The organism is Sphaerochaeta sp. (assembly GCF_050256055.1).
Classification (GTDB): Bacteria; Spirochaetota; Spirochaetia; order Sphaerochaetales; family Sphaerochaetaceae; genus Sphaerochaeta.
This window is the reverse complement of sequence record NZ_JBFWIJ010000018.1, coordinates 18,386-39,156: the sequence shown is the minus strand read 5'-3', so window position 1 is coordinate 39,156 and position 20,771 is coordinate 18,386. Positions and strand designations below refer to the sequence as shown.

Sequence of the window (20,771 nt, the reverse complement as noted above, 5' to 3'; positions counted from 1 at the left end):
TGCATATGGACAGAACCCCAATTACCGAGACGCTCTTGCATCAAGGCGAGCTCAATCTTCCGTTTCAGGCGGTGAGCCCTCCCATTTTCCAGACCTCCATCTTCTGTTTTCCTTCCTATGAGGAATTCAGGGATGCCCTGGCCGATGAGAGCACCCACTTCCTGTATACCCGGGGAAACAACCCCACGGTGAATTTGTGTGAGGAGAAGCTGGCTTCCCTGGAACACGCAGAAAAGGCAAAACTGGTCTCAAGCGGCGTGGCCGCATCGTCTCTGGCCATTCTCTCCACCTTGAAAAGTGGTGACCATGCAGTGGTGGTCAAAGACTGCTACAGCTGGGTGCAGTACTTCTTCAATACCTATCTGGCCAAGTTCAATATTGAGCACACATATGTGGAAGGCACTGATGTTGATGAGTTTGCCCGTGCCATCAAGCCGAATACCCGTCTCATCTATCTGGAAAGCCCCACCACCTTGACCTTCAAACTGCAGGACCTTGCAAAGGTGGCCGCCTTGGCAAAAGAGAAGGGGATCAAGACAGTCATCGACAACACGTGGGCGACGCCCTTCTTCCAGAACCCGATCGATCTGGGCATCGACTTGGTCATCCATTCCGCTTCCAAGTACATCGGGGGAAACAGCGATGTGGTCGCAGGGGTTATCGCCGGAAACGCAGAGGATATGAAAGTCATCTTCGACCATCAGTTCCTGCCTCTCGGTCCTGCACCCGACCCGTTCCAGGCTTGGTTGATCATGCGCAACCTGAGAACCTTACATTTGAAAATGCCCCAGCATTACCAAAATGCCCTTGCCTTGGCGACGATGCTCGAACAGCATCCCAAGGTAGAGAAGGTACTCTATCCCCTGCTTCCCAGTTTCAACCAATACGAGTTGGCAAACCGGCAGATGCGGGGAGGAAGCGGCTTGTTCAGTTTCCAGCTCAAGACGGACAAGCTTGATGATGTGAAGCGATTCGTCAATGCCCTGCATTACTTCAAGCGGGCGGTAAGCTGGGGCGGGTATGAAAGCCTGGTTTTCCCAGCGGCAGTCAAGTTCGCCGATACCGACCCCATACCCCATGATCGAATGACGCTGATACGTCTGCATGCAGGCATCGAGGAACTTCCTATGCTTAAGGAGGATTTGCTTGGTGCACTGCAAGCCGTACAAGGATATGACGATGCTGCACCAAAAATCTGAGAAACGGATCGACCAATACCTGCAGCTTCTCAAGCAATATGCCTATCGCACATTCGGGGAATTGGAGATGGGCTATGCCCAGACCGAGCAGCACAGCAGCTCTGACATATATCCAGGGCCATATGAGGGCATTGGGTTCCCGTTTTCCTATGGCGAGCCATGGAAGGATTACTGGTTCCGCACCACGGTAGTGCTGCCCGCTTCCTCTGACAGGCTGTTTCTGCTGCTGGATACGGAGACCGATACCCTGGTGTATATCGACGGCACCCCCTATGGTGCCACCAATCCATTCCATAGGAAACTGGAGGTGACACAGTTCGCCGGCTCTACCGTAGAGGTGCACCTCCAGGCCTGGGGAGGCCATCGGTTTCCCGGCTACCATCCTTCGGAAGGGGGCAGGGTCCAAGCGTGTGTAGCGGTCAAAAAGAATGATTATCCGTTGGTGTTCAAGCAACCGTTGCTGCTCTGCCGACAGGAATCGGTCTATCAGCTGTACTATGATGTCTTGGTCCTCAGAGGCTTGTCCAAGACCTTGGACCGAGAGAGCCTGGCGTATCAGCATCTGATTTCCCATATGCTTGGGGCGCTGCAACAGCTCAGCTTGAGCGAAGATCCCTCCGCTATGGCAGAGTCGGTGCGTGCCGGGCTCAGCGTGTTGCTGGAGGCGCACAACGGAAGCGTTGCCGCTTCGATTTTTTCGGTAGGAAGCGCCCATCTTGACCATGCCTGGCTCTGGCCGATCGCCGAGACGACCAGAAAAGCAGCCAGAACCGTGCTGAACATGGTCAATTTCACCGAACAGTATCCAGATTTTGTGTTTCTGTTCAGCCAAAGTGTGCAGACTGAAGCGCTCAAGAACGAGTATCCGACGGTATATCAACGTGTTCTTGAGGCGTACAGGCGGGGCAATTGGGAGCCGAACGGGGTCTGTTATGTCGAACCTGATTGCATGCTGCCCTCGGGTGAATCGTTGATACGACAGAACCTGGTGGGACGTCAGGTGACCGCCAGCTTGTTCGACGGGTATGAGGGGGATGTGTTTTATCTTCCTGATTCCTTCGGTTTTACGGCGGCTCTCCCCCAGATTCTGGTGGGATGCAGGGTCAAGTATTTCGTTACCAGCAAATTGAGTTGGAATGACACCAACCGCTTCCCTTACGATGCGTTCCTTTGGGAATCGCTTGATGGGACACGCATCCCGGCCCATATGATCCAAGGCGCCTATGAGGGAACAAACGAGCCGGAGGATCTCTGCAAAGCCTATGCATCCGTCCAACACAAGGATATCCAACCGGCATTGTTCCGCCCGGTCGGGGAAGGTGATGGGGGAGGCGGGACACTGCGTTCCGATCTTGAGCTCATGCGGCGGGAAGCGGATCTGCAGGGGTTGCCGAAAAATCGTTGGTGTACGCTTTCAGAAGCGATGCAGACCATATTCCGCGATACATCCGATCTGCCCGTCTATACAGGGGAACTCTATTTGGAGTTGCATCGGGGGACCTATACGAGCCAAGCGAAACTGAAGTGGTGGAACCGGACTATGGAACACCTGCTGGGTGCCTATGAGTATGTGACCAGCCTGCAATTCGCCACGGCGCATCCCTTCGATACCTTGAAAGCTTGCCTGGATGCCGTTTGGAAGCAAGTACTGATCAACCAATTCCATGATATTCTGCCTGGATCGAGTGTGCAGGTGGTCAACGTGCAGGCATGCGCTGCCTACGAACAGGCGTATGCTCGTTTACACCAAACCTTCAGTCCCTTTTCAGGCCCATACGCCCTGAATGTCAGTCCATTTGCCTTCCCGCTGCCCGATGGGTCGAGACTGCCGAGCCATCATACCCGATTGCTGGATACCGACGTTCCGCTTCAGGCCGTTCCGGCGCAGCGGCATCTGGATACCGAGTGGGCTATAGTAAGCTTGGACGGGAACGGGGGAATTTCCTCCTTGATACGAAAAAAGGATGGACGCCAGCTCGTCGAACCGAATTGCAGCCTCAATACGCTGACCATCGGAGAGGATTATCCGGTGTTCTGGGATGCCTGGGACCTCGAAAGGGATACGCTTGCACTGCAGAAGCCCATCGGAAAACCTGAACGGCAGGAATATGCGGAGAATGATCACCAGTACGTAGTGGATAGTTGGTTCGCTTTGGGGAAAGCCTCTCGCTTGCACCAGCGTCTTGTCTGTTACAAGAAGATGTCACGCATCGATTTTGCTACCGAGGTAGATTGGCAGGAGCAGCATCAGCTGCTCAGGGTGACGTTCCCCACTACGGTGCGATCACAGCAGGCATGGTATGATGTCCCGTTCGGTATGATCAGCCGTCCCACGCATACCAATACAACGTTGGAACGTGCAAAGTTCGAGGTTCCAGCCCATGCATGGGCGGCCCTGGATGACCGCAGTCTGGCGGTCGCTTTATGTACGGATTCCAAATACGGGTATCATGCAACCAACGGGACGCTCTCGGTATCCCTCCTGCGATCCCCCACCGCGCCCGATCCATCGGGAGATGCCGGCAACCACAGTTTCACCTATGCATTCGTCGTCAGTGACGAGGGGCTGCTTCCCATCCAGGAACATGCCAATGCAATCAATCATCCCTTGGTGCATATGGCTGATATGCATGAACCATTGGTGGAAGTGCTTGAAGCGCAGGTGGTGGTGCATACAGTGAAGGTCAGCGAGGACGGCGGTAGTCTGGTCCTGCGGTTGCGCGAATGGATGGGGAGCAGTGTACAAGCCCACCTTCGGTTCAGCGACGTGTTGGATCCGGAAAGCTTGGTTTTGGCGAATATGCTGGAAGAGAGCATCGAAGGCGAAGCTTTATTCCGGTTCAAGCCCTTTGAAGTAAAGACTTTTCTGATCAAGGTGCGTACACTACAATGACCAGAGGGGTGAGTTGGTGAAATCTGAAGCTGTCTATCAAGCCATTGTGGCGCGCATTCAAGAAGGATTCTGGAAGAGTGGAGAGCAGATTCTCTCTGAGCGTCAGCTCTCCAGCCTGTTTTCCGTCAGCAGGGTGACCGTACGGAATGCGATCAGCCAATTGGTTGGGGAAGGGGTGCTCGAATACCGCCAGGGGCGTCTGGGTACATTCGTGGCAGCAGTTCCGTGTGAAAAGCAGAATGAGGATGCCGGTCTCATCGGCATTGCTCTGGACAACTACACCCCTGCATTCGCCTCCTTTCTGCTGGAAGGCATCCATGATTCGCTATGGAAGCGCAACTACCATACCCTGTATTGCAATACCCATCTGGGGGATGAGACGGTCGTCCAGAAAATAGCATCCTTCATCCAGGAAGGGGTGAAAGGGTTGATCTTCTCCCCGCTTCTGACCGATTCGGGAACCGTGGTGAGCCGTAAGGTTCTTGCCTTGGCCAAACAGGCCTCCATTCCCGTGGTCCAGTTGGATCGATATGTCTGGGACAACCACTCGAGCAAAGTCCAATGCGACAACACCGATGCCATGTACCGCATGATGCAACGATTGATCAAGCTCGGCATCCGCCGTCCCTTGGTGCTTTCCGGTATTTCCACCAGCAGCACCGAAGAACGGCTGGAAGGGGTGAGGAGAGCCTGCAGCGAGCAGGGTATCAGTGTTTCCACGGTATTGGTCGATGAAGTGGCCTATTATCAGGAGCAGTCGATTACCTTCCTTGACCCGAAAGCAATGAAGTTGGAAGCGTACGATGCGTTCATTGCCTTGAACCAAGTCCTCTCCAAAGTGGCGGTGCGCCTGGCCAAAAATTGTCATTCCCAGATCATTACCGCCGGGGTCAGCGCATCGGAGCTTGAAGTGGTCAATGAATACTCGGTCATCCAGCCGCTCTACCATATCGGCTATACCGCGGCTTCCTTATTGCTAGAGCATATCGAGAAACCCGATATCCCCCAGTCAACCATTCTGGTCCAGGCACGTCAGTGGCCGTTCGAATCCTCTGATACAGCATCCTTCAAGGAAGAGGGACTATATCCGTAATATTGACGGAAAACCCGGGAAAAATAGTTGCCGTCGGTAAAACCGGTCTGTTGGGCGACTTCGCGCACCGTATAGATGCCTTCCCCCAAGAGCTGATGAGCCTTTTCCATCCTGATTTTCGTCAGGTACTCGACGAAGGTGGATCCGAGGTATGTCTTGCACAGTTGGCTGAAGTACTTGCTGTTGATACCCACCAACTTGGCCATGTCCTCCACAGAAAGGATGCTGTCCATGTGCTCATCGAGGTACTGTTTCACATACTTGAACGGACGGTCATAGCGGTCCCTGCGATCGAGCTTGATGGCTTGGCAGGCAGTGTCGATCATGTCCATCAAATAGATTTCCTGCTCCATCACTGAGCTTTTGGGAATGGGAGCGTGTCTAAGCAGTGGCACTTCCTTGTGCAGTTCATAGGTGAAGACCGTCAAAAGTTGATGGAACTCATCTATGCCCGCCTCTTCCGTTTCATTGGTGGTGTTGATGGTGTCGATCAATTGGTGTGCCGCCGTCCGTGCCGCTTCAACCTTTCCGGCCAACGTATCGCTGATGATCTGCATATTCAGTTCGCTGGTCTTCTGGATGTCCTTGGGCATGCGAAGCACCTCACTATAGCGCTGCAGGCGGGTGTGGTGGCGATATGCATAGGAGTAGGCGATCGATGCAGTGGCGATGGATTGGGGAATCTGCGCAAATGAGGTGAACGGAATACCCGAACCGACGACCAAATCATAGTCGTCCACCGAACCGACGATTTGTTCCACCACTTTTACGTTCTGCACGGTGAAAAGCAGGACGGTGATGCGGTCGATCGAAGGGAAGTAGCTGATCTGCAGCTTCCCCCATGTCCGTCCTTGCTGGAAGAACGGGGGTATCTGTTCTTCGGTCAATCCTCCGATGACCAATGCGACTCCCTCTTCCATCGTGATGCCTTGCATGGAGAAATAACTTCGCATCGCTTCTTCATTGATCCTTCCGAATTTGAGCGCGGCAAAGAATTCCCGGGAAAAAAGGTTCAGTACCTCCCTGATTTCCTGGGTTTGCTGCAATTTATCCTCTTTCTTTTGATCCAGATCACTGATCAGACGATCGAGCAAGTCATATACTTCCTTGCGTTGAACCGGTTTGACCAAGTATTCGCTGGCCCCCAGCCTGATGGCCTGTTGGGCGAATTCAAAAGTGCTCCACGCGGTAAGGAATACGATGTGGCAGTCGGGTTTGATCCCCCTGATTTGTTTGGCCGCTTCCAGCCCGTCCATACCGGGCATACGGATGTCAAGAAAGGCCAGGTGCGGGCTGTAGTGTTCGGCAAGTTCCACCGCCTGTTTTCCGTTGCGCGCCTTGATGACGCGAAGCGGAAGGTTCGCCCGTGTCACCAACAGCTCGATGGCATCACATTCCAGGGGTTCGTCATCAGCGATCAGCAGGGTGTACATGCTTCTTGCCTCCTGTGCGGTTGGGGATGGACAGGGTCACCACCGTCCCTCCTTCCTCGCTCGCGCGGACGATGGTCACATCCGACCGACCTTTGTAGTACAGCTTGAGACGGTCGGCAATATTCTTGATCCCGATATGTTGCTTGCCTTCCGGTTTCTGCTCGTTCAATTTTGTCACATCAATTCCCACTCCGCTATCCTCGATGCTGATGGATATCCGCCGGTTGTTTTTTTCCACCTTGATGGTGATCGAACCCCCTTCCACTTTCGGTTCCAACCCATGGATCATGGCATTCTCAACCAAGGGTTGGATCACCAGGGGTGGAATCCGCAATTCCTCGAACTCCTGCGGACAGTCGATGGAAAACGTCAATCGCTCCTTGAAACGGAATTGTTGGATGGTCAGGTATTCACGGACAAATTGGAGTTCATCCTTGAGCGAGACATCATCATGATACTCCAGGGTGTAGCGGAAGATGGATGCCAGGTTGTCGATCAGATCGACGGTGGCATTTGCATTCTCGAATAAAGCGGTTCTGCTGATGATGTTCAGGGTGTTGAACAGAAAATGCGGATTAATCTGCGATTGCAATGCCTTGTACCGTGCTTTTTCCAATTCTCTGGTGGTGCGCATTTGTTCCAATTCCTGGGCGTGCACCATTTTTTCCAGATTTGCATTGGCTTCAATCATCTCCATGCGTTCACGCAGGCTGTCCCGCATCCGGTTCATACTTTGCTCCAAGTACTGCATTTCCTCGGGACCGGAGATGGGTACGGGTTGCCCATCAAACTGCCCGTGGAAAATCTGGGTGGCCATGGTTACCATGGTGTTGACCGGTTTGACCAAGCGCATGGTCATTTTGTAGACAGCGATGGTGTAGGCGACGGCTATAAGCAGGAACAGGAGGATGGAAAGGTTCCGGTAGTTGGTGATCTGGTGTTGGACCATGCGCATCCAGGAGATTTCAGCCTCAACTACGGCGGAGAGATAGCGGTTGAACGTGTAGTCCTGCAAATAGCTGAAGACACGATCAACCGTATAGTACAGGTTGAAATACTCAAGGCTTTGGGTCTGCCGGTTCATGGTTTTGAGTTTTTCCATGGATTCATCGATGAAACTCAAACCGTTCCCGATTCCCCGAAAGAGGAAATATCGGTTGCTGTCGGTGTCATGATCGACGGCAAGCCGCAGATAGGTGATCTGCAATTCCCGGTCCAGAAGTGCATAGTCAGCGAGCAATGCATCGCGTTTTGCACTGTCCAGTTCGTCGGTGATGGAGCGGAACAGGGAACGGCTTTGGCCCAGCTGGGTGGACAGCGTGTTGATGGCTTCGAACCGGCTGTTCCGGTATTGCATCTGGGCCAGCAAGGAGAACACCAGGCTGAAGAGTATGATGACCAAGGCCAGGATGATACTGAGCATGGCGAGGTTGTAGGAAAGCATCCAGGTGCGGAGCGTACCGGTTTGGATTTGTCGGGTAGCCGTTTGGTCGTCGTGCATGATGTGAAAGTATACCACGCTCCGAGGGTTTGGAGGAGCGTGCTTCCCAATGCCTTTGATTCTGGTCCTAAAGTATTACATATTATACCAATGATGCGGTTTTAGTAGGACAAAAGGTAAAAAATTGCCTAAGTTTCCTGATTTTTCCGGCTTTCGGCATCGAATAAGGTCGCCCATACTATAACAGAATCCAATCCAATTTGTTCCTTAAGGAGGAACCTATGAAGAAAGTAATGTTAAGCCTTCTTTTGGTCGCTCTGCTGGTAGCTCCGGCTTTCGCACAGGGTGGTCAGGAAACCGCTGCAACTGCTCAGAAGCAGATTGTACTTCGCCTCGCAGACAACCAGCCCATCGGCTATCCCACCGTCGTCGGTGACGAGGAATTTGCACGCTTGGTTGGTGAGTATACCAATGGTCGCATCAAGATTGAAGTATATCCCCAGGGCCAGTTGGCTGACGAGAAGAGCGCCATCGAGCAGGTTCAGTTCGGCGGCATCGACTTCACTCGTGTTTCCATCTCCCCGCTGGCTTCTTTCCAGCCTCTGTTGAATGCACTGCAGATGCCGTACCTCTATCGCGATGCAGATCATATGTGGAAGGTTCTCAATGGTGACATCGGCCAGTTCTTCCTTGATTCCATGCAGGAGAAAGGTTTCGTTGGTCTGGTCTACTATGATAGCGGCGCCCGCTCCTTCTACAACACCAAGAAGCCGATCTACACGGTTGCAGACCTCAAGGGTATGAAGATCCGTGTTCAGGAATCCGCTCTGATGATGGGTCTGGTCCAGGCTCTCGGTGCAGTTCCCACCCCGATGGCATACGGCGACGTATACAGTGCCTTGCAGACCGGCGTCATTGACGGTGCAGAGAACAACTGGCCTTCCTATGACTCTTCCAGCCACTATGAAGTTGCCAAGTACTATTCCATCGACGAGCACACCCGTGTTCCTGAGATGATCATTGCTTCCAAGATCACCATGGACAAGCTTTCCGCCGAAGATCAGGCGATCATCAAGAAGGCTGCCAAGGAATCCCAGGCCAAGCAGGTTGCTGCATGGGCCGAGATGGAGAAGAAGAGTGAAGCCAAAGTTCGTGCAGCCGGTTGCGAGATCAACAAGATCAATAATCAGGCCGAGTTTGCCGCTGCCATGGCTCCTCTCTATCAGAGCCAGCTCAATGATGCACAAAGAGCTTGGGTTGAGAAGATCAAGGCTGTCAAATAACGTAGTCTGCATTTACAATGAGTGTGGGGTTTGCAAAAACCCCACGCTTTTTGCCGTATCACTCGAATTGGAGGTATCCCATGGAGCAGTTCAAGAAAATACTTGACTCCTTATTTGTATGGGTTCTCAAGCTGGCCATGGTGATGTTGATGGCGATGGTGGTCATCGTTTTCCTCAACGTCGTCCTGCGGTATGGATTTAAGTCAGGAATCCGCTGGGCCGAAGAGATTTCCCTTGTCATCGTCATTTGGTTTACATTCATCTCCATGGCCCTCGGTGTCAAGGAGAACCTGCATATCAATGTATCGGTATTGCCCAGAAAACTGCCGGTCATGTTCTTCAATGTACTGGATATCATCAAGTATTTGCTTGAGATCGTGATCGGATTCATTCTGATCGTATATGGTTGGAAGCTCACGCTCAATGGTGCGAAATCATTCCTCCCCGCCACCGAGCTTCCCAATTCCATCAACTATGCAGTGCTTCCGATTGCAGGCATTTTCATCATTCTGTATGCGCTCATCTACTGTATACAGGATCTTAAGAAATTCAAGGGAGGAGCAAAATCATGATGAATACCAGCATGGGAATCCTGATCCTGATCGGTACGTTCGTCGGTCTGTTGATCATCAAGTTCCCTATTACCTTCTCCCTGTTCATTTCCTCGGTATTCACCGCCATGTACCTGCACCTGCCGATGATGTCCATCGTACAGCGTCTGGTCAGCGGGGTGAACTCCTTCAGCCTTTTGGCCATCCCGTTCTTCATCCTCAGCGGTGAGATCATGAGCCAGGGCGGCATTTCCCGCCGATTGGTTGCTTTCGCCAATGCTTTGATCGGCCGTGTACGCGGCGGCTTGGCACAGGTGAACATCCTTGCCTCGATGTTCTTCGGAGGCATCAGCGGTTCTGCGGTTGCGGACGTGTCCTCCATCGGGGCCATGCTGATCCCCATGATGGTGGATGACGGCTATGATGCCGACTTCGCCGTGGCCGTCACTGTTACCAGTGCCTGTGAGGGTGTCTTGATTCCTCCGAGTCACAATATGATCATTTTCGCCATGGCAGCCGGCGGTGGTGTTTCCGTTGGCAAGCTCTTCCTCGGCGGGTTCTTCCCCGGTGTCGGTCTTGGCCTGCTCTTGATGATCCCTACGGCCATTCTTGCCTACAAGCGCGGGTATCCGAAGGAAAAGGGCAACGGGTGGAGAAAGACCCTCAAGATTGCACGCGACGCCTTCTTCGGGCTGTTTACCATCCTCATCATCATGGGTGGTGTCGTCAGCGGTGTGTTCACCGCCACCGAGTCTGCAGCCGTTGCGGCGGTATACGCCTTCATCATCACCTTCTTTGTGTATCGTGAGATTCCGCTGAAGCAGATGGGTCCGATCCTAAGAAACTCACTCAGAACCTTGGCCATGGTCATGAGCCTGATTGCAGCCGCTTCCTCGTTCGGGTATCTGATGGCATTTTTGCGCATCCCGCAGGCAGTCACCAATGGGTTGCTCGCCATCAGTGACAACCGGGTGGTCCTGCTGCTGTTGATCAACCTGATGCTCCTGGTATTGGGAACCATCATGGACATGGCTCCGCTGATCATCATCACCACCCCGATCCTCTACCCGGTCGTGGTGACCCACTTGGGTATGGACCCGATTCAGTTCGGTGTCATGATGATCCTCAACCTGGCCATCGGCCTGACCACGCCTCCTGTGGGTTCGGCACTCTTCGTCGGTTGCTCGATCGGTAAGATCTCCATCGAATCCGCCACCAAGGCGATCCTGCCGTTCTACATCATGATGGTCGTCGATCTGATGCTGGTGACCTTTGTGCCTGCGATGACGATGTTCCTCCCTGGTGCCATGATGGCTTGATCAATCGATTTCTTGTACGGAAAGCCCTGCCTTCTTAACCGATGGCAGGGTTTTTTCTGCTTGCCTCCCACGGAGAAACGCAGTACTTTCGAAGAAACTGATGAAGGAGGATACGATGCAAAGTACCTATTACATTCCTACGAGGATTGTGTTCGGAAACCATAGTCTTTCCCGACTTTCCGAGCAGAAACTTCCGGGTAAGAAGGCCCTCATTGTAATTTCCCAAGGGAAATCGACGCGAAGCAACGGGTATCTCGACCAATTGGAAGCGCAATTGAACCAAGCTCAGGTTCCCTTCGTGGTCTTCGATAAGATTCAGGCAAATCCAGCCAAACGTCATGTCAACGAAGGTGCAGAACTCGCAAATCAAGCAGGGTGTGACTTCGTCATCGGCTTGGGCGGCGGCTCGGTCATCGATTCAGCCAAGGCCATCGCCATCATGGCGACCAATACGGGAGATTTGTGGGATTATGTCAATGGGGGCAGCGGTAAGGGAAAGCCGATGACCGAGAAACCGCTTCCTGTGGTTGCCATCACCACCACTGCCGGCACCGGTACCGAAGCAGACCCGTGGTTGGTGATCACCAAGGAAGAAACTCAGGAGAAGATCGGCTTGGGCAATGATGCTACCTTCCCGGTATTGAGCATCGTCGACCCCACCTTGATGGTCTCGGTCCCGTCCCCGTTCACCGCCTATCAAGGGTTTGATGCATTGTTCCATAGTACCGAAGGATACCTGAACAAGACGGCGAATACCTTCAGCGACCTGTACAGCCTTGAAGCGATCCGATTGTTGGGTAAGAGCCTTGCTGCTGCCGTCCATGATGGGGCCGATCTCCAGGCTCGTGAGGACGTGGCGTTGGCGAATACCTTGGCGGGGATGGTTGAGTCGACCAGCGGTTGCATCAGCGAGCACTCACTGGAGCATGCCATGAGCGCCTTCCACCCGAATCTGCCCCACGGCGCCGGTTTGATCATGATCAGCAAGGCCTATTACACCTACATTGCAGAACACCATGTCAGCGATCAGCGGATGATTGCCATGGCCAAGGCATTGGGACGCAGTGATGCCGCTTCGGCGATGGATTTCGTGCATGCCCTGGTGGATTTACAGAAGGCGTGCGGGGTGGACACCCTGAAGATGTCCGAGTACGGGATCAAGGTCGAAGAACTAGCGAAGATGGTTGAGAATGCCAGGGAGAATATGGCGGGACTCTTTACCGTAGACCCCATGACCCTCTCCGATGAGGATTGTCTTTCCATCTATCAAAAGTCCTTCTGCTGAGCAACTCGTACGCATGCGTCCGCTCCCTCCAATTCGGGGCGGACATTCCTCTTGCCTGGAAGAAAGGCCGGGTAATCTTGAGATAATCGCAGGATTTCTCTTGAGCCAGGCGTTGCTTCTTCCTACAATGGGGAGGAGGAACCCATATGATGCCGGAAATTATCAAGGAAGCATGGAATCGTCGACAGAAGGCGGTGGTATTATCCACCGTCGATGCACAAGGGATGCCGAACAGCATCTACGTTACGTGTATCTCCCTGTACGAGGATACCGATATTGTCGTCGCCGATAACTATTTCTGCAAGACCAAGCAGAATGTGGAGGCGGGGACCAAGGCTTCGGTGCTTTTCATCACCGATGACAACATCTCCTACCAACTCAAGGGCACGGTCAGTTATCACACCGAAGGGCCGTATTTCACCTTCATGAAAGCATTCAATCCCGCCAAGCATCCCGGCCATGGTGCATTGGTGCTCCATGTCCAGGAAATCTACAGCGGGGCGAAATCATTGCACTAGGCAAGCAGGATCGAAGAGGTGGCAAATGCCTCGGTCATCTTCAATTTCAGACGATCGAGTTGTAGGGCTGCCTTGCTGTATTGTCGTTTCAGGTTTGCCAGCACCTCCGTCTGATGGGGCAGTGAGAGCAGCGCCTGCTCGTACCGTTTTGCCAACTCGGTTACCATTGCCTCTGCCTTCTGGTATTCATCCTTGAGGACTTCAAACCTGGACAATACCCGTGCAAGTCTTGCCTGTACGGAGCGTTGGTACCCGATTTCCAGCTCCCGCACCAAAGAAGGTACGGTCACGATTTTCTTCACTCGGTATGCATTGGCACCAGCGAAGACGAAGCCGCTGTTGAGCAATCCCCTTCTGGCATTGTTCAAGGCGATGGAGATGCAATAGTTGGCTGCCTGTGCCTTACAGGTGGCCAAGCATTTCCAGGCACAGGTGAAGGCTGGACGTTTCCCGTCTTCCGAATCCTGGATGAAGGAATTGCGGATGGCTCTTCCCGGCATCCCGACCGGGCTCTTGATCAAGCCGATCTGCTCTTTGGTGCAATCGACATACGCTTGTTTGAACCGTCGGTCTGCATCGCATTCCTCGGTTGCAACAAATCGGGTCGCCATCTGGACTGCACTTGCGCCCAAGGAAAGGACCCGGTGGATGTCCTTGCCGCTGTAGACGCCGCCGCCGGCAATCACGGGGATGGAACGTCCATATTCCGATTCAAAACCTTTGAGTGTCTCGATGATCTGCGGGACGATGGCCTCAAGCTGGTAGGAAGGATCGTCCAACTGTTCGGCACTAAAGCCCAGATGCCCTCCTGCAAGGGGACCTTCGAAGACTACGGCATCGGGAATATCCTGATAGAGCTTGGTCCACATGCGGAAAATCATATCCACCGCCCTGGCAGAGCTCACGATCGGAGCGATTTTCACCCGTGCGCTGCGAAGTTTCTGTACCGGAATATTCTTGATCGGAAGTCCTGCTCCGAGAAAAACAATGTCGACTTTTTCCTCGATGGCCACATCGAGCAGTTGGTGGAAATCATTGACGGCCACCATGATGTTCACGCCGATGATCCCCTTGCTCAATTCGCGGGCCTTGCGGATTTCCCGGCGGAAAGCGCGCAGATTCGCCTGCTGCCCGTCCTGGTAATAATCGGGCTCCAACAGCCCGATTCCGTTTGCAGCCACCACGCCGATGCCTCCGGCGTTGGCTACCGCGCTTGCCAGGGAGGAGAGGGAGATGCCTACGCCCATACCCCCTTGTACGATCGGGGTGGGTGCCACCAGATCCCCGATTCTCAAGGCAGGCCAGGTGGTGGTTGCCTTGAGAATGCGGTCAAGGGTTTGTTCGAGATGGAGAAAGGCTTTGCAAGCCTGAGCTTCTTGTTTTAAGCGAGAGAGGATTGCTTGTATGGTTGGTTTCTTCATATGCTTCCTTGGGGACGAAGGTCTATTCCGTCCTTGCTCGTAATCTAACATATTTACAAAAAATGTCAAAGTGTTGATAAAGACTTTCTTGTTTTCCTGTATCCAGATCCTTGTCCGGAGAAGACCCTTCCGGTACAATCCCGGTATGGATCAGGATAGGCAGCGCGAAGCGATCGCTTCATTTGCATCAACCATCAGGAAACTGGAAAAAGCCTGCAATACGATGGATATTCATCACAGCTCGATCGCCGTTGCCAAACAACGGCTTGAGGCCTCACGCATCGGGTTGGCGGTAATCCAGGATCCCTCCAAGGTTGCCTATTCGTATGCAGAACTCTCCATTGCCCGTGATATACTGTCAGCTCTGCTTCCCACCATCATCCGTTCCCGGGATTCTCTTGGTAATGCGAAGCCCCAGCATACCCTGCTCGAGCGAAGGATCCGATCATTGGAGCTCGCGATCGGTTTGTTGGATGAGATCCTTGGAGAAAATCGTCTCTAGCAATGCCTGGTAGTCGTTTTCCAGCTGTACTTCATCAATGGATGGACTTTTGCCGTGGAACAGGGCGAATGATCCGCTGATCATCACATGCTCGATCATATCCTGTTGTGTGTACATGAGCGTGTTGAAAGCCGCATTGGAGAACGTGGAGAGCTGCAAAAGCGGGGAGAGTCTGCTGTTGTCCCGAATGAAGAGCAGGTCGGCGGAATTCCCTACGGCGATCGATCCCTGATAGAGATCAGGGCAGGGGGAATTGGTGGCCATTTTCCACACGGTCGCCGCATCATAGCGATCTGGATTGTCTGAGGTCTTGAGCTCTCGGTAGGTGCATCGCATGACCTCCCAAAGGTCATGGGTGAGAAAGTCGGTGCCCAAACCGAGATGCGAACCACGCTGGAGCAGTTCATCCAGCGCCATGCTGTGTTCACTTGCCAGCTGGTTCGATACCGGACAATGTACGAGATGTGCCTGGCTTTTTGCAAGCAGCCGGCGGTCTTCCTCATCGGTTTCAATGCAATGGAACAGGATGGTGTTGGGACCGAGCAACTGATATTCATCCAGGAGTTTTACCGTTGAACATCCGAATTTACGCAAGCTTTCCTGCCTGCGGAATTCGGTTTCCAGACAGTGGGTCATCAAGGGCCACCCGGTTTCCCGTACGCGTTTGACCGTCAGCTCAAGGGAATACTGTTCAAGGTCCTCTTCCTCGGGAAGATGCGTGCCTCTTCTGAGGTTCGTATGCATTAGGTCGGAAGCGACTGCTTCATCGTACCAGTCGACCAAGGCCTTTATGCCAACCTGCAAGGCCCCTTTTTCCAGCATCAGGCATGAATCATCGGCTTGTCCGGTCTCAATGATGCATACCACCCCGTTTTTCAGATATTGCAGATAGGCATATTGGACAAGCGTGAGGAATTCAGTCTTGGATGCATGTTGATCAAGATAGTCGAAGAGCCGTTGCTGCAATTGCCCTTGCTCGCTTTGATCACCCCATTGGTGCAGGCTCATATCACAGAAAATTCCACGCAGAAGTGTATCCGGGGTATGGACGTGTGCGTCGATCAGGCCCGGGTAAAGCAGGTAGGAGGAGCAGTCGATGACCGCTTCATTTGCCAGCGGCTCGAGTTGCTCGTCAATTTCCACTATGTGTGCATCATGGATCCTGATATCAGCGTATCTGAGGTGAAACGTTTCGTCCAGAAAACGGGTGTTGGTAAGCAGCATGTCCAAGGATACCACAGAGCAGAAGTGAATTTGAAGGGCATGCGACGTCTGGAACAAGGAAGAAGGGAACGAATTCGGCCCCTTCTTCCTCTTTGTCCGTTTTAGGCTTGCTGTTTGATTGGCATCCAGACTTCGAAACTCTGGTTTGACGGGTCGTCATCGAGGTAGACCTCCATGTCGACCCCATTTGCGAACTCGTACCCGCTGGATGGAAGCCATTCGGTCATGATGCGCCGTTCCACCGCTTGAATGGTTCCGGGCATCGGGCCACGCCCGGGAAAAACCGCCCAGAGGGATGCATCAATCATTCTGCTTTCCATACCTTCGATCATGCCTTCGGGTAATGCGACACCGATGGTATACATCATCTGCTTCTCTTCATCTGAATTCGTGCAGATGCCCAGCAATCCCTGTCCTTCTCCAAGGAGGGAGCAAAGTTTTGCGATGGTTCCATCCTTGGCTTTCTCATTCCAGAAGCGGGGGACCACTTGCATGCTCTCCTCCATGTCCTTGGGAAGGGAGCAGGAAGCCCCTACTACGCGAAACGCATCTTTGCGTTCAATCCGATACTCCATTTCCTGTTCTCCTTTGATGGTCAAACTGAAGCTGATCTTCGGATAGGCTTTCAGTGCCGCTCCTTCCTTCTTCGCCTCAGACGGCGTCAGGCCGTGCACAGCCTGGAACGCCCGGTTGAAGGAGGTGGGGGAGTCGTATCCATACAACAGGGCGACATCCAAGACTTTGGCGCCTCGTTGCAACGCCAGGGCGGCCTTGGTGAGCCTGCGTCTACGGATATACTCTCCCAGCGGGACCCCTGCAATATAGGTGAACATCCGTTGGAAGTGGTAGGTCGAGCAATTCGCCAACCGTGATGCTTGTGCATAGGATATGTCGCCTTCCAAATGATCTTCGATATAGAGCAGCGCTTCATTCAATCGTTCAATCCATTGCATCGTTCTGACCTCACGATAAGTATGTCCAGGATAGTCGTATGTTTCCTCTTCCATGATGCACAATGCTGCGAGCTTTGCAAGGCTCGTGTGCAAAACCATGCCACCCAATCAGTGGGGAAAGGTGGTTCGTGCTTTTGGTTGACGATCCTGGTCATCCTCACGCTGGGGACAGCACATCGGTAGACTCTGTGTGCCATCAAGGGAGGGCAAGCCGATCATATGTATATCGATAAAAAACGAACCTTGTTTCTCATCACCCGGTGATACTGGAAAATTTCTGATTCCCCGATCCATTTTCTTAAGGAAGTACTGCGAACGTCCTAGTCGGACACCTCGGGTGTACAGAGGTACCAGTTGGCTCGTTTGCCTACCTGGATCACTTCAACCTTTGCAAAGCAGCGTTGCAAATCATGGATGCATGTTTCCATTTCCGTTTGTGCATGACCGATGAAATGAAAATAATCGCCTCCTTCCAGATACTCAATGAAGCTGGTGAAAGGCGATCGTTTGGCGTTGTAGTCATGGATGATGACATGGTGCTTCGCGACCCTACTCATCTGGTGATACAGCTTCTTGCGTTGCTCGCTTTTCATTCCATGGGCGACATAGCTGGCGATGACCACGTCGAACTGTCGATCGGCGAAGGGGAGGCCTTGGGTTGCGTCTGCTTCAATGAATTCCATCGGTTTGCCTTGGTTCTTGTTTCTGGCAATCTGGAGCATCCTAAGGGCAGGGTCCACCCCGGTAACACGGAAACCCAAATCAGCGAACGCTCTGCACAAGGCTCCGGTCCCACAGCCTACATCAAGGATGGTTGCAACGGAATCGGTGGTAAACAGATCATGCATGGCTTCCAGCGTTTTCCCATATCGTTTCCTTTGATAGGTGAAGAACAAGCCGTAGACCGGAGCGATGAAATTGAAAAGACCTGTACTGACCTTGCGTTCCCTCATCGGTACCTCCTTTTTACGATTTCTCCTTCCGATATGCAGTGCCTTCGAGCGGCAGGGATGTCCTGAACTTGCCGTCATAGCGGTAATAGGCGTTTTGACAGGCCGGGGCGGTCGGGATGGTGGTCAATTCTCCGACACCTTTCACTCCGTAGGCGATGGGATGCTTGCCCGGTCCTTCGACAAGGTGTACCTCAATGGGGGGGACATCGGTGGAACGCAGCAGTCCCAGCGTCCCGTAGCGCACCTTCAACTGCCCTTCCTCGATCGGGAAATCCTCGGTAAGTCCGTACCCCAATCCCATGGTCACCCCGCCTTCGATCTGTCCGGTCAACGCCTGATGGTTGACCACCTGACCGACGTCACAGGCCGCAACCACTTTCTCAAGCTTGCCTTGTTCATCAAGGATGACCACCTGAGCCGAATAGCTGTAGGCTACATGACTGACCGGGTGTTCCTTTGTTGAGTTGATTGGGTCGGTGATCGATGTATACTCCCCAGAGAATTCCCTGCCTTCAAGTTCCTGCAAGGTATGCTTCTTCAATTCCTCGTTCAGCTTGATCGCCGCACGGCGTACCGCCTCTCCGGTGAACACCGACTGGCGGCTGGCGGTACTGGTACCGCTGTCAGGAGTGCGGGTGGTGTCCGGATCCTCCACCACAATTTGGTCGGAAGAGAGTGAACACGTCTGACCGAGCATCTGGATGCAGACGGTGGCGACTCCTTGCCCCATGCAAGCCGCACTTGTCCTGATATGCACGATTCCTTGCTCGATGGAGAGGATGCATCTTCCGGTATCGGGGAATCCGACACCCAGTCCGCTGTTCTTGAACCCGCAGGCAATTCCTGCTCTTGGTGATGCGTAATAGGCATCCTTGACCGCTTCCAAACATTCAATGATGCCCGTATCCACGCCGGCTATCTGTCCGTTGGGCATCGTATCTCCGCTCTTGAGGGCATTCAAGCGTCTGAACTGGTAATAGTCCATACCCACCGCATCCGAGAGCAGGTTGATGTTCGACTCCACGGCAAAACAGCTTTGGGTGACACCGAATCCGCGAAAGGCTCCGGCGGGAACCATATTGGTGTAGATGGCTTTGCCCAAAACTTCGAAATTCTGGAAATTATATGGCCCTGATGCATGGGTGCAGGCCCGTTGGAGCACCGGTCCCCCGAGGGATGCATATGCACCCGTATTGGCCAATATGATTGCTTTCATGGCAGTCAGCCTGCCGTTTTCGTCACAGGCGGTGGTCAACTCGATTTCCATCGGATGCCGTTTGGGATGGACGGTCAGGCTTTCCTGCCTGCTGAGTTTGACCTTCACCGGTTGCTTGAGAATCCATGCAGCAAGAGCTGCATGGTGCTGGACGCTCATATCCTCCTTGCCGCCGAAACCGCCGCCGACGAGCATGCTGTGGCAGTGCACCATCTCTTGGGGGAGTTGGAGCATTTCGCAAATCTCATGCTGTTCATCATAGATCGATTGGCCGGAGGTATGGACCAACACCCCCTGCTCACCTTCGGGAAGCGCCACCGCACACTCAGGTTCCATGAAGGCATGCTCTGTATACGGGGTGGTGTAGGTCTTGGTAATGACATGCTTGCTTTGCTTGATCGCCTCATCCACGTTTCCCCGCTTGATGTGTTCCAGGGAAAGCAAGTTTCCGTCCTCATGGACTTTGGGGGAATCGATTTCAAGGGCCTTATGGATGTCGAGCACCGGTTCCAGCACCTCATAGGAAACCTGGACCAGACTTGCCAGGTGTTCGAGACTTTCCACCGATCTGCCGACGACCAGGCAGATCGCATCCCCGGTGTAACGGGTGACCGATCCGATGGGGATGAATACCGGCCAATCCTGCTTGACGTGCCCGATGATGTTGTGGGGCACATCATCACTGGTGAAGAGACGCACAAAATCAGGATGCTGTATAGCCTTCGTTGCATCCACGCTCACCACGCGTGCACGGGGGTAGGCGGACCGGACGGCTTTACCGTACAGCATTCCGGGAATGCGGATATCATCGGCATAGAGGCCTTTTCCCAACGCCTTGGGCTCTGCATCGATGCGCCTATACCGTTTGTCCAGCCTCGGTTCCTCTTCCTCCGTGGGGACTGCCCGTTCTTCCCTCAGGTATTCGGCAGCCATCAGGATGGCCTGTTCGATTTTTTTGTATCCGGTACAACGGCAGATGTTGCCTTTGATGGCTTTACGCACTTCCTCGAAGCTCGGCTTCAGGTTGGTATCAAGCAAACTTTTTGCACTGATGATCATCCCCGGGGTGCAGTAGCCGCACTGTACAGCCCCGGCTTCGGCGAAACAGAAAGCATAGACTTCCTTTTCCCGTTCACTCAGCCCCTCGATGGTGGTGACCGATTTTCCTTGCAGACGGGAAAGGGAGATGGCGCATGCTTTCATCTTGACCCCGTCGACCAATACCGTGCAAGTCCCGCAGGCTCCTTCACTGCATCCGTCCTTCGTACCGGTGAGATTCAGGTTTTCCCGGAGAAATCGAAGGAGCTTCTTATCTTCACCATCATAGGTGATGGGATTCCCATTTACGCTGAATGCATACATAGCTGTGCTCTCCATCACATCCTCTTTGGGGGGGACGTGTCTCTTGAAAGGGTGGGAACAGGTGCTAGCCGCTTAGCGTCAGCATCCAGTGAAGGATACCACGGTCTGTGATGCTATACATCCAC

General features: G+C 53.3%; 16 protein-coding genes. 9 read left to right on the top strand and 7 right to left on the bottom strand.

Annotated features, from left to right (window positions below):
* Positions 1–5 precede the first annotated feature (5 nt).
* From AB7C91_RS08520 to AB7C91_RS08510, 3 genes are read left to right on the top strand one after another with little or no spacing between them, the layout of a single operon-like run.
* Positions 6–1,199 (top strand): aminotransferase class I/II-fold pyridoxal phosphate-dependent enzyme, encoded by a 1,194-nt coding sequence (locus AB7C91_RS08520; protein WP_332446013.1) that lies wholly within the window; start codon positions 6–8, stop codon positions 1,197–1,199.
* Complete coding sequence (locus AB7C91_RS08515; protein ID WP_428590630.1) at positions 1,150–4,092, top strand: alpha-mannosidase; 2,943 nt, start codon at positions 1,150–1,152, stop codon at positions 4,090–4,092. Before AB7C91_RS08520 ends, AB7C91_RS08515 begins: the two co-directional genes overlap by 50 nt.
* A gap of 16 nt (positions 4,093–4,108) precedes the next feature.
* Positions 4,109–5,185, top strand: coding sequence for a GntR family transcriptional regulator (locus AB7C91_RS08510; protein WP_428590592.1), 1,077 nt, complete (start codon positions 4,109–4,111; stop codon positions 5,183–5,185).
* On the opposite strand, the gene AB7C91_RS08505 is transcribed toward AB7C91_RS08510, so the two are convergent.
* Positions 5,125–6,618, bottom strand: coding sequence for a response regulator (locus tag AB7C91_RS08505; RefSeq protein WP_332446015.1), 1,494 nt, complete (start codon positions 6,616–6,618; stop codon positions 5,125–5,127). The two genes, AB7C91_RS08510 and AB7C91_RS08505, sit on opposite strands and share 61 nt — an antisense overlap.
* Positions 6,596–8,119: a sensor histidine kinase gene (locus AB7C91_RS08500; protein ID WP_332446016.1), complete on the bottom strand. Its 1,524-nt coding sequence runs from the start codon at positions 8,117–8,119 to the stop codon at positions 6,596–6,598. Before AB7C91_RS08500 ends, AB7C91_RS08505 begins: the two co-directional genes overlap by 23 nt.
* 221 nt (positions 8,120–8,340) lie before the next feature.
* On the opposite strand from AB7C91_RS08500, the gene AB7C91_RS08495 reads away from it, so the two are divergent.
* From AB7C91_RS08495 to AB7C91_RS08475, 5 genes are all read left to right on the top strand, one after another.
* A complete protein-coding gene (locus AB7C91_RS08495) occupies positions 8,341–9,342 on the top strand; it encodes a TRAP transporter substrate-binding protein (protein WP_332446017.1) in 1,002 nt (333 codons plus the stop codon).
* An 80-nt stretch (positions 9,343–9,422) separates the two neighbouring features.
* A complete protein-coding gene (locus AB7C91_RS08490) occupies positions 9,423–9,914 on the top strand; it encodes a TRAP transporter small permease (RefSeq protein WP_332446018.1) in 492 nt (163 codons plus the stop codon).
* Positions 9,911–11,212 (top strand): TRAP transporter large permease, encoded by a 1,302-nt coding sequence (locus AB7C91_RS08485; RefSeq protein WP_428590586.1) that lies wholly within the window; start codon positions 9,911–9,913, stop codon positions 11,210–11,212. The genes AB7C91_RS08490 and AB7C91_RS08485 overlap by 4 nt, the downstream gene beginning before the upstream one ends.
* Before the next feature lie 115 nt (positions 11,213–11,327).
* Positions 11,328–12,497 (top strand): iron-containing alcohol dehydrogenase, encoded by a 1,170-nt coding sequence (locus tag AB7C91_RS08480; RefSeq protein WP_428590583.1) that lies wholly within the window; start codon positions 11,328–11,330, stop codon positions 12,495–12,497.
* A gap of 146 nt (positions 12,498–12,643) precedes the next feature.
* A complete protein-coding gene (locus tag AB7C91_RS08475; protein WP_428590580.1) occupies positions 12,644–13,015 on the top strand; it encodes a pyridoxamine 5'-phosphate oxidase family protein in 372 nt (123 codons plus the stop codon).
* Here the strand turns inward: AB7C91_RS08475 and AB7C91_RS08470 are convergent.
* Complete coding sequence (locus AB7C91_RS08470) at positions 13,012–14,436, bottom strand: nitronate monooxygenase (RefSeq protein WP_332446022.1); 1,425 nt, start codon at positions 14,434–14,436, stop codon at positions 13,012–13,014. The two genes, AB7C91_RS08475 and AB7C91_RS08470, sit on opposite strands and share 4 nt — an antisense overlap.
* A gap of 145 nt (positions 14,437–14,581) precedes the next feature.
* On the opposite strand from AB7C91_RS08470, the gene AB7C91_RS08465 reads away from it, so the two are divergent.
* On the top strand, positions 14,582–14,938 hold the full coding sequence (locus tag AB7C91_RS08465) for a hypothetical protein (RefSeq protein ID WP_332446023.1): 357 nt from the start codon (positions 14,582–14,584) through the stop codon (positions 14,936–14,938).
* On the opposite strand, the gene AB7C91_RS08460 is transcribed toward AB7C91_RS08465, so the two are convergent.
* From AB7C91_RS08460 to xdh, 4 genes are all read right to left on the bottom strand, one after another.
* The gene (locus AB7C91_RS08460; protein WP_428590576.1) at positions 14,882–16,162 is read right to left on the bottom strand and encodes an amidohydrolase family protein; all 1,281 of its coding nucleotides are present in this window, start codon (positions 16,160–16,162) and stop codon (positions 14,882–14,884) included. The genes AB7C91_RS08465 and AB7C91_RS08460 overlap by 57 nt on opposite strands.
* Before the next feature lie 101 nt (positions 16,163–16,263).
* Positions 16,264–17,169 carry an AraC family transcriptional regulator gene (locus tag AB7C91_RS08455; RefSeq protein ID WP_428590573.1) on the bottom strand — a complete coding sequence of 302 codons (906 nt, stop codon included), beginning with the start codon at positions 17,167–17,169 and terminating at the stop codon, positions 16,264–16,266.
* 266 nt (positions 17,170–17,435) lie between these two features.
* A complete protein-coding gene (locus tag AB7C91_RS08450) occupies positions 17,436–18,068 on the bottom strand; it encodes a class I SAM-dependent methyltransferase (RefSeq protein WP_332446026.1) in 633 nt (210 codons plus the stop codon).
* Positions 18,069–18,081: 13 nt separating this feature from the next.
* Positions 18,082–20,661: a selenium-dependent xanthine dehydrogenase gene (gene xdh, locus AB7C91_RS08445; RefSeq protein WP_332446027.1), complete on the bottom strand. Its 2,580-nt coding sequence runs from the start codon at positions 20,659–20,661 to the stop codon at positions 18,082–18,084.
* Positions 20,662–20,771: the final 110 nt, after the last annotated feature.

Coding starts and splice junctions, on each gene's coding strand:
- AB7C91_RS08520 (WP_332446013.1), top strand. CDS start 6: ATGGACAGAACCCCAATTACCGAGACGCTCTTGCATCAAGGCGAGCTC.
- AB7C91_RS08505 (WP_332446015.1), bottom strand. CDS start 6,618: ATGTACACCCTGCTGATCGCTGATGACGAACCCCTGGAATGTGATGCC.
- AB7C91_RS08500 (WP_332446016.1), bottom strand. CDS start 8,119: ATGCACGACGACCAAACGGCTACCCGACAAATCCAAACCGGTACGCTC.
- AB7C91_RS08495 (WP_332446017.1), top strand. CDS start 8,341: ATGAAGAAAGTAATGTTAAGCCTTCTTTTGGTCGCTCTGCTGGTAGCT.
- AB7C91_RS08490 (WP_332446018.1), top strand. CDS start 9,423: ATGGAGCAGTTCAAGAAAATACTTGACTCCTTATTTGTATGGGTTCTC.
- AB7C91_RS08485 (WP_428590586.1), top strand. CDS start 9,911: ATGATGAATACCAGCATGGGAATCCTGATCCTGATCGGTACGTTCGTC.
- AB7C91_RS08480 (WP_428590583.1), top strand. CDS start 11,328: ATGCAAAGTACCTATTACATTCCTACGAGGATTGTGTTCGGAAACCAT.
- AB7C91_RS08475 (WP_428590580.1), top strand. CDS start 12,644: ATGATGCCGGAAATTATCAAGGAAGCATGGAATCGTCGACAGAAGGCG.
- AB7C91_RS08470 (WP_332446022.1), bottom strand. CDS start 14,436: ATGAAGAAACCAACCATACAAGCAATCCTCTCTCGCTTAAAACAAGAA.
- AB7C91_RS08465 (WP_332446023.1), top strand. CDS start 14,582: ATGGATCAGGATAGGCAGCGCGAAGCGATCGCTTCATTTGCATCAACC.
- AB7C91_RS08460 (WP_428590576.1), bottom strand. CDS start 16,162: ATGCTGCTTACCAACACCCGTTTTCTGGACGAAACGTTTCACCTCAGA.
- AB7C91_RS08455 (WP_428590573.1), bottom strand. CDS start 17,169: ATGGAAGAGGAAACATACGACTATCCTGGACATACTTATCGTGAGGTC.
- AB7C91_RS08450 (WP_332446026.1), bottom strand. CDS start 18,068: ATGAGGGAACGCAAGGTCAGTACAGGTCTTTTCAATTTCATCGCTCCG.
- xdh (WP_332446027.1), bottom strand. CDS start 20,661: ATGGAGAGCACAGCTATGTATGCATTCAGCGTAAATGGGAATCCCATC.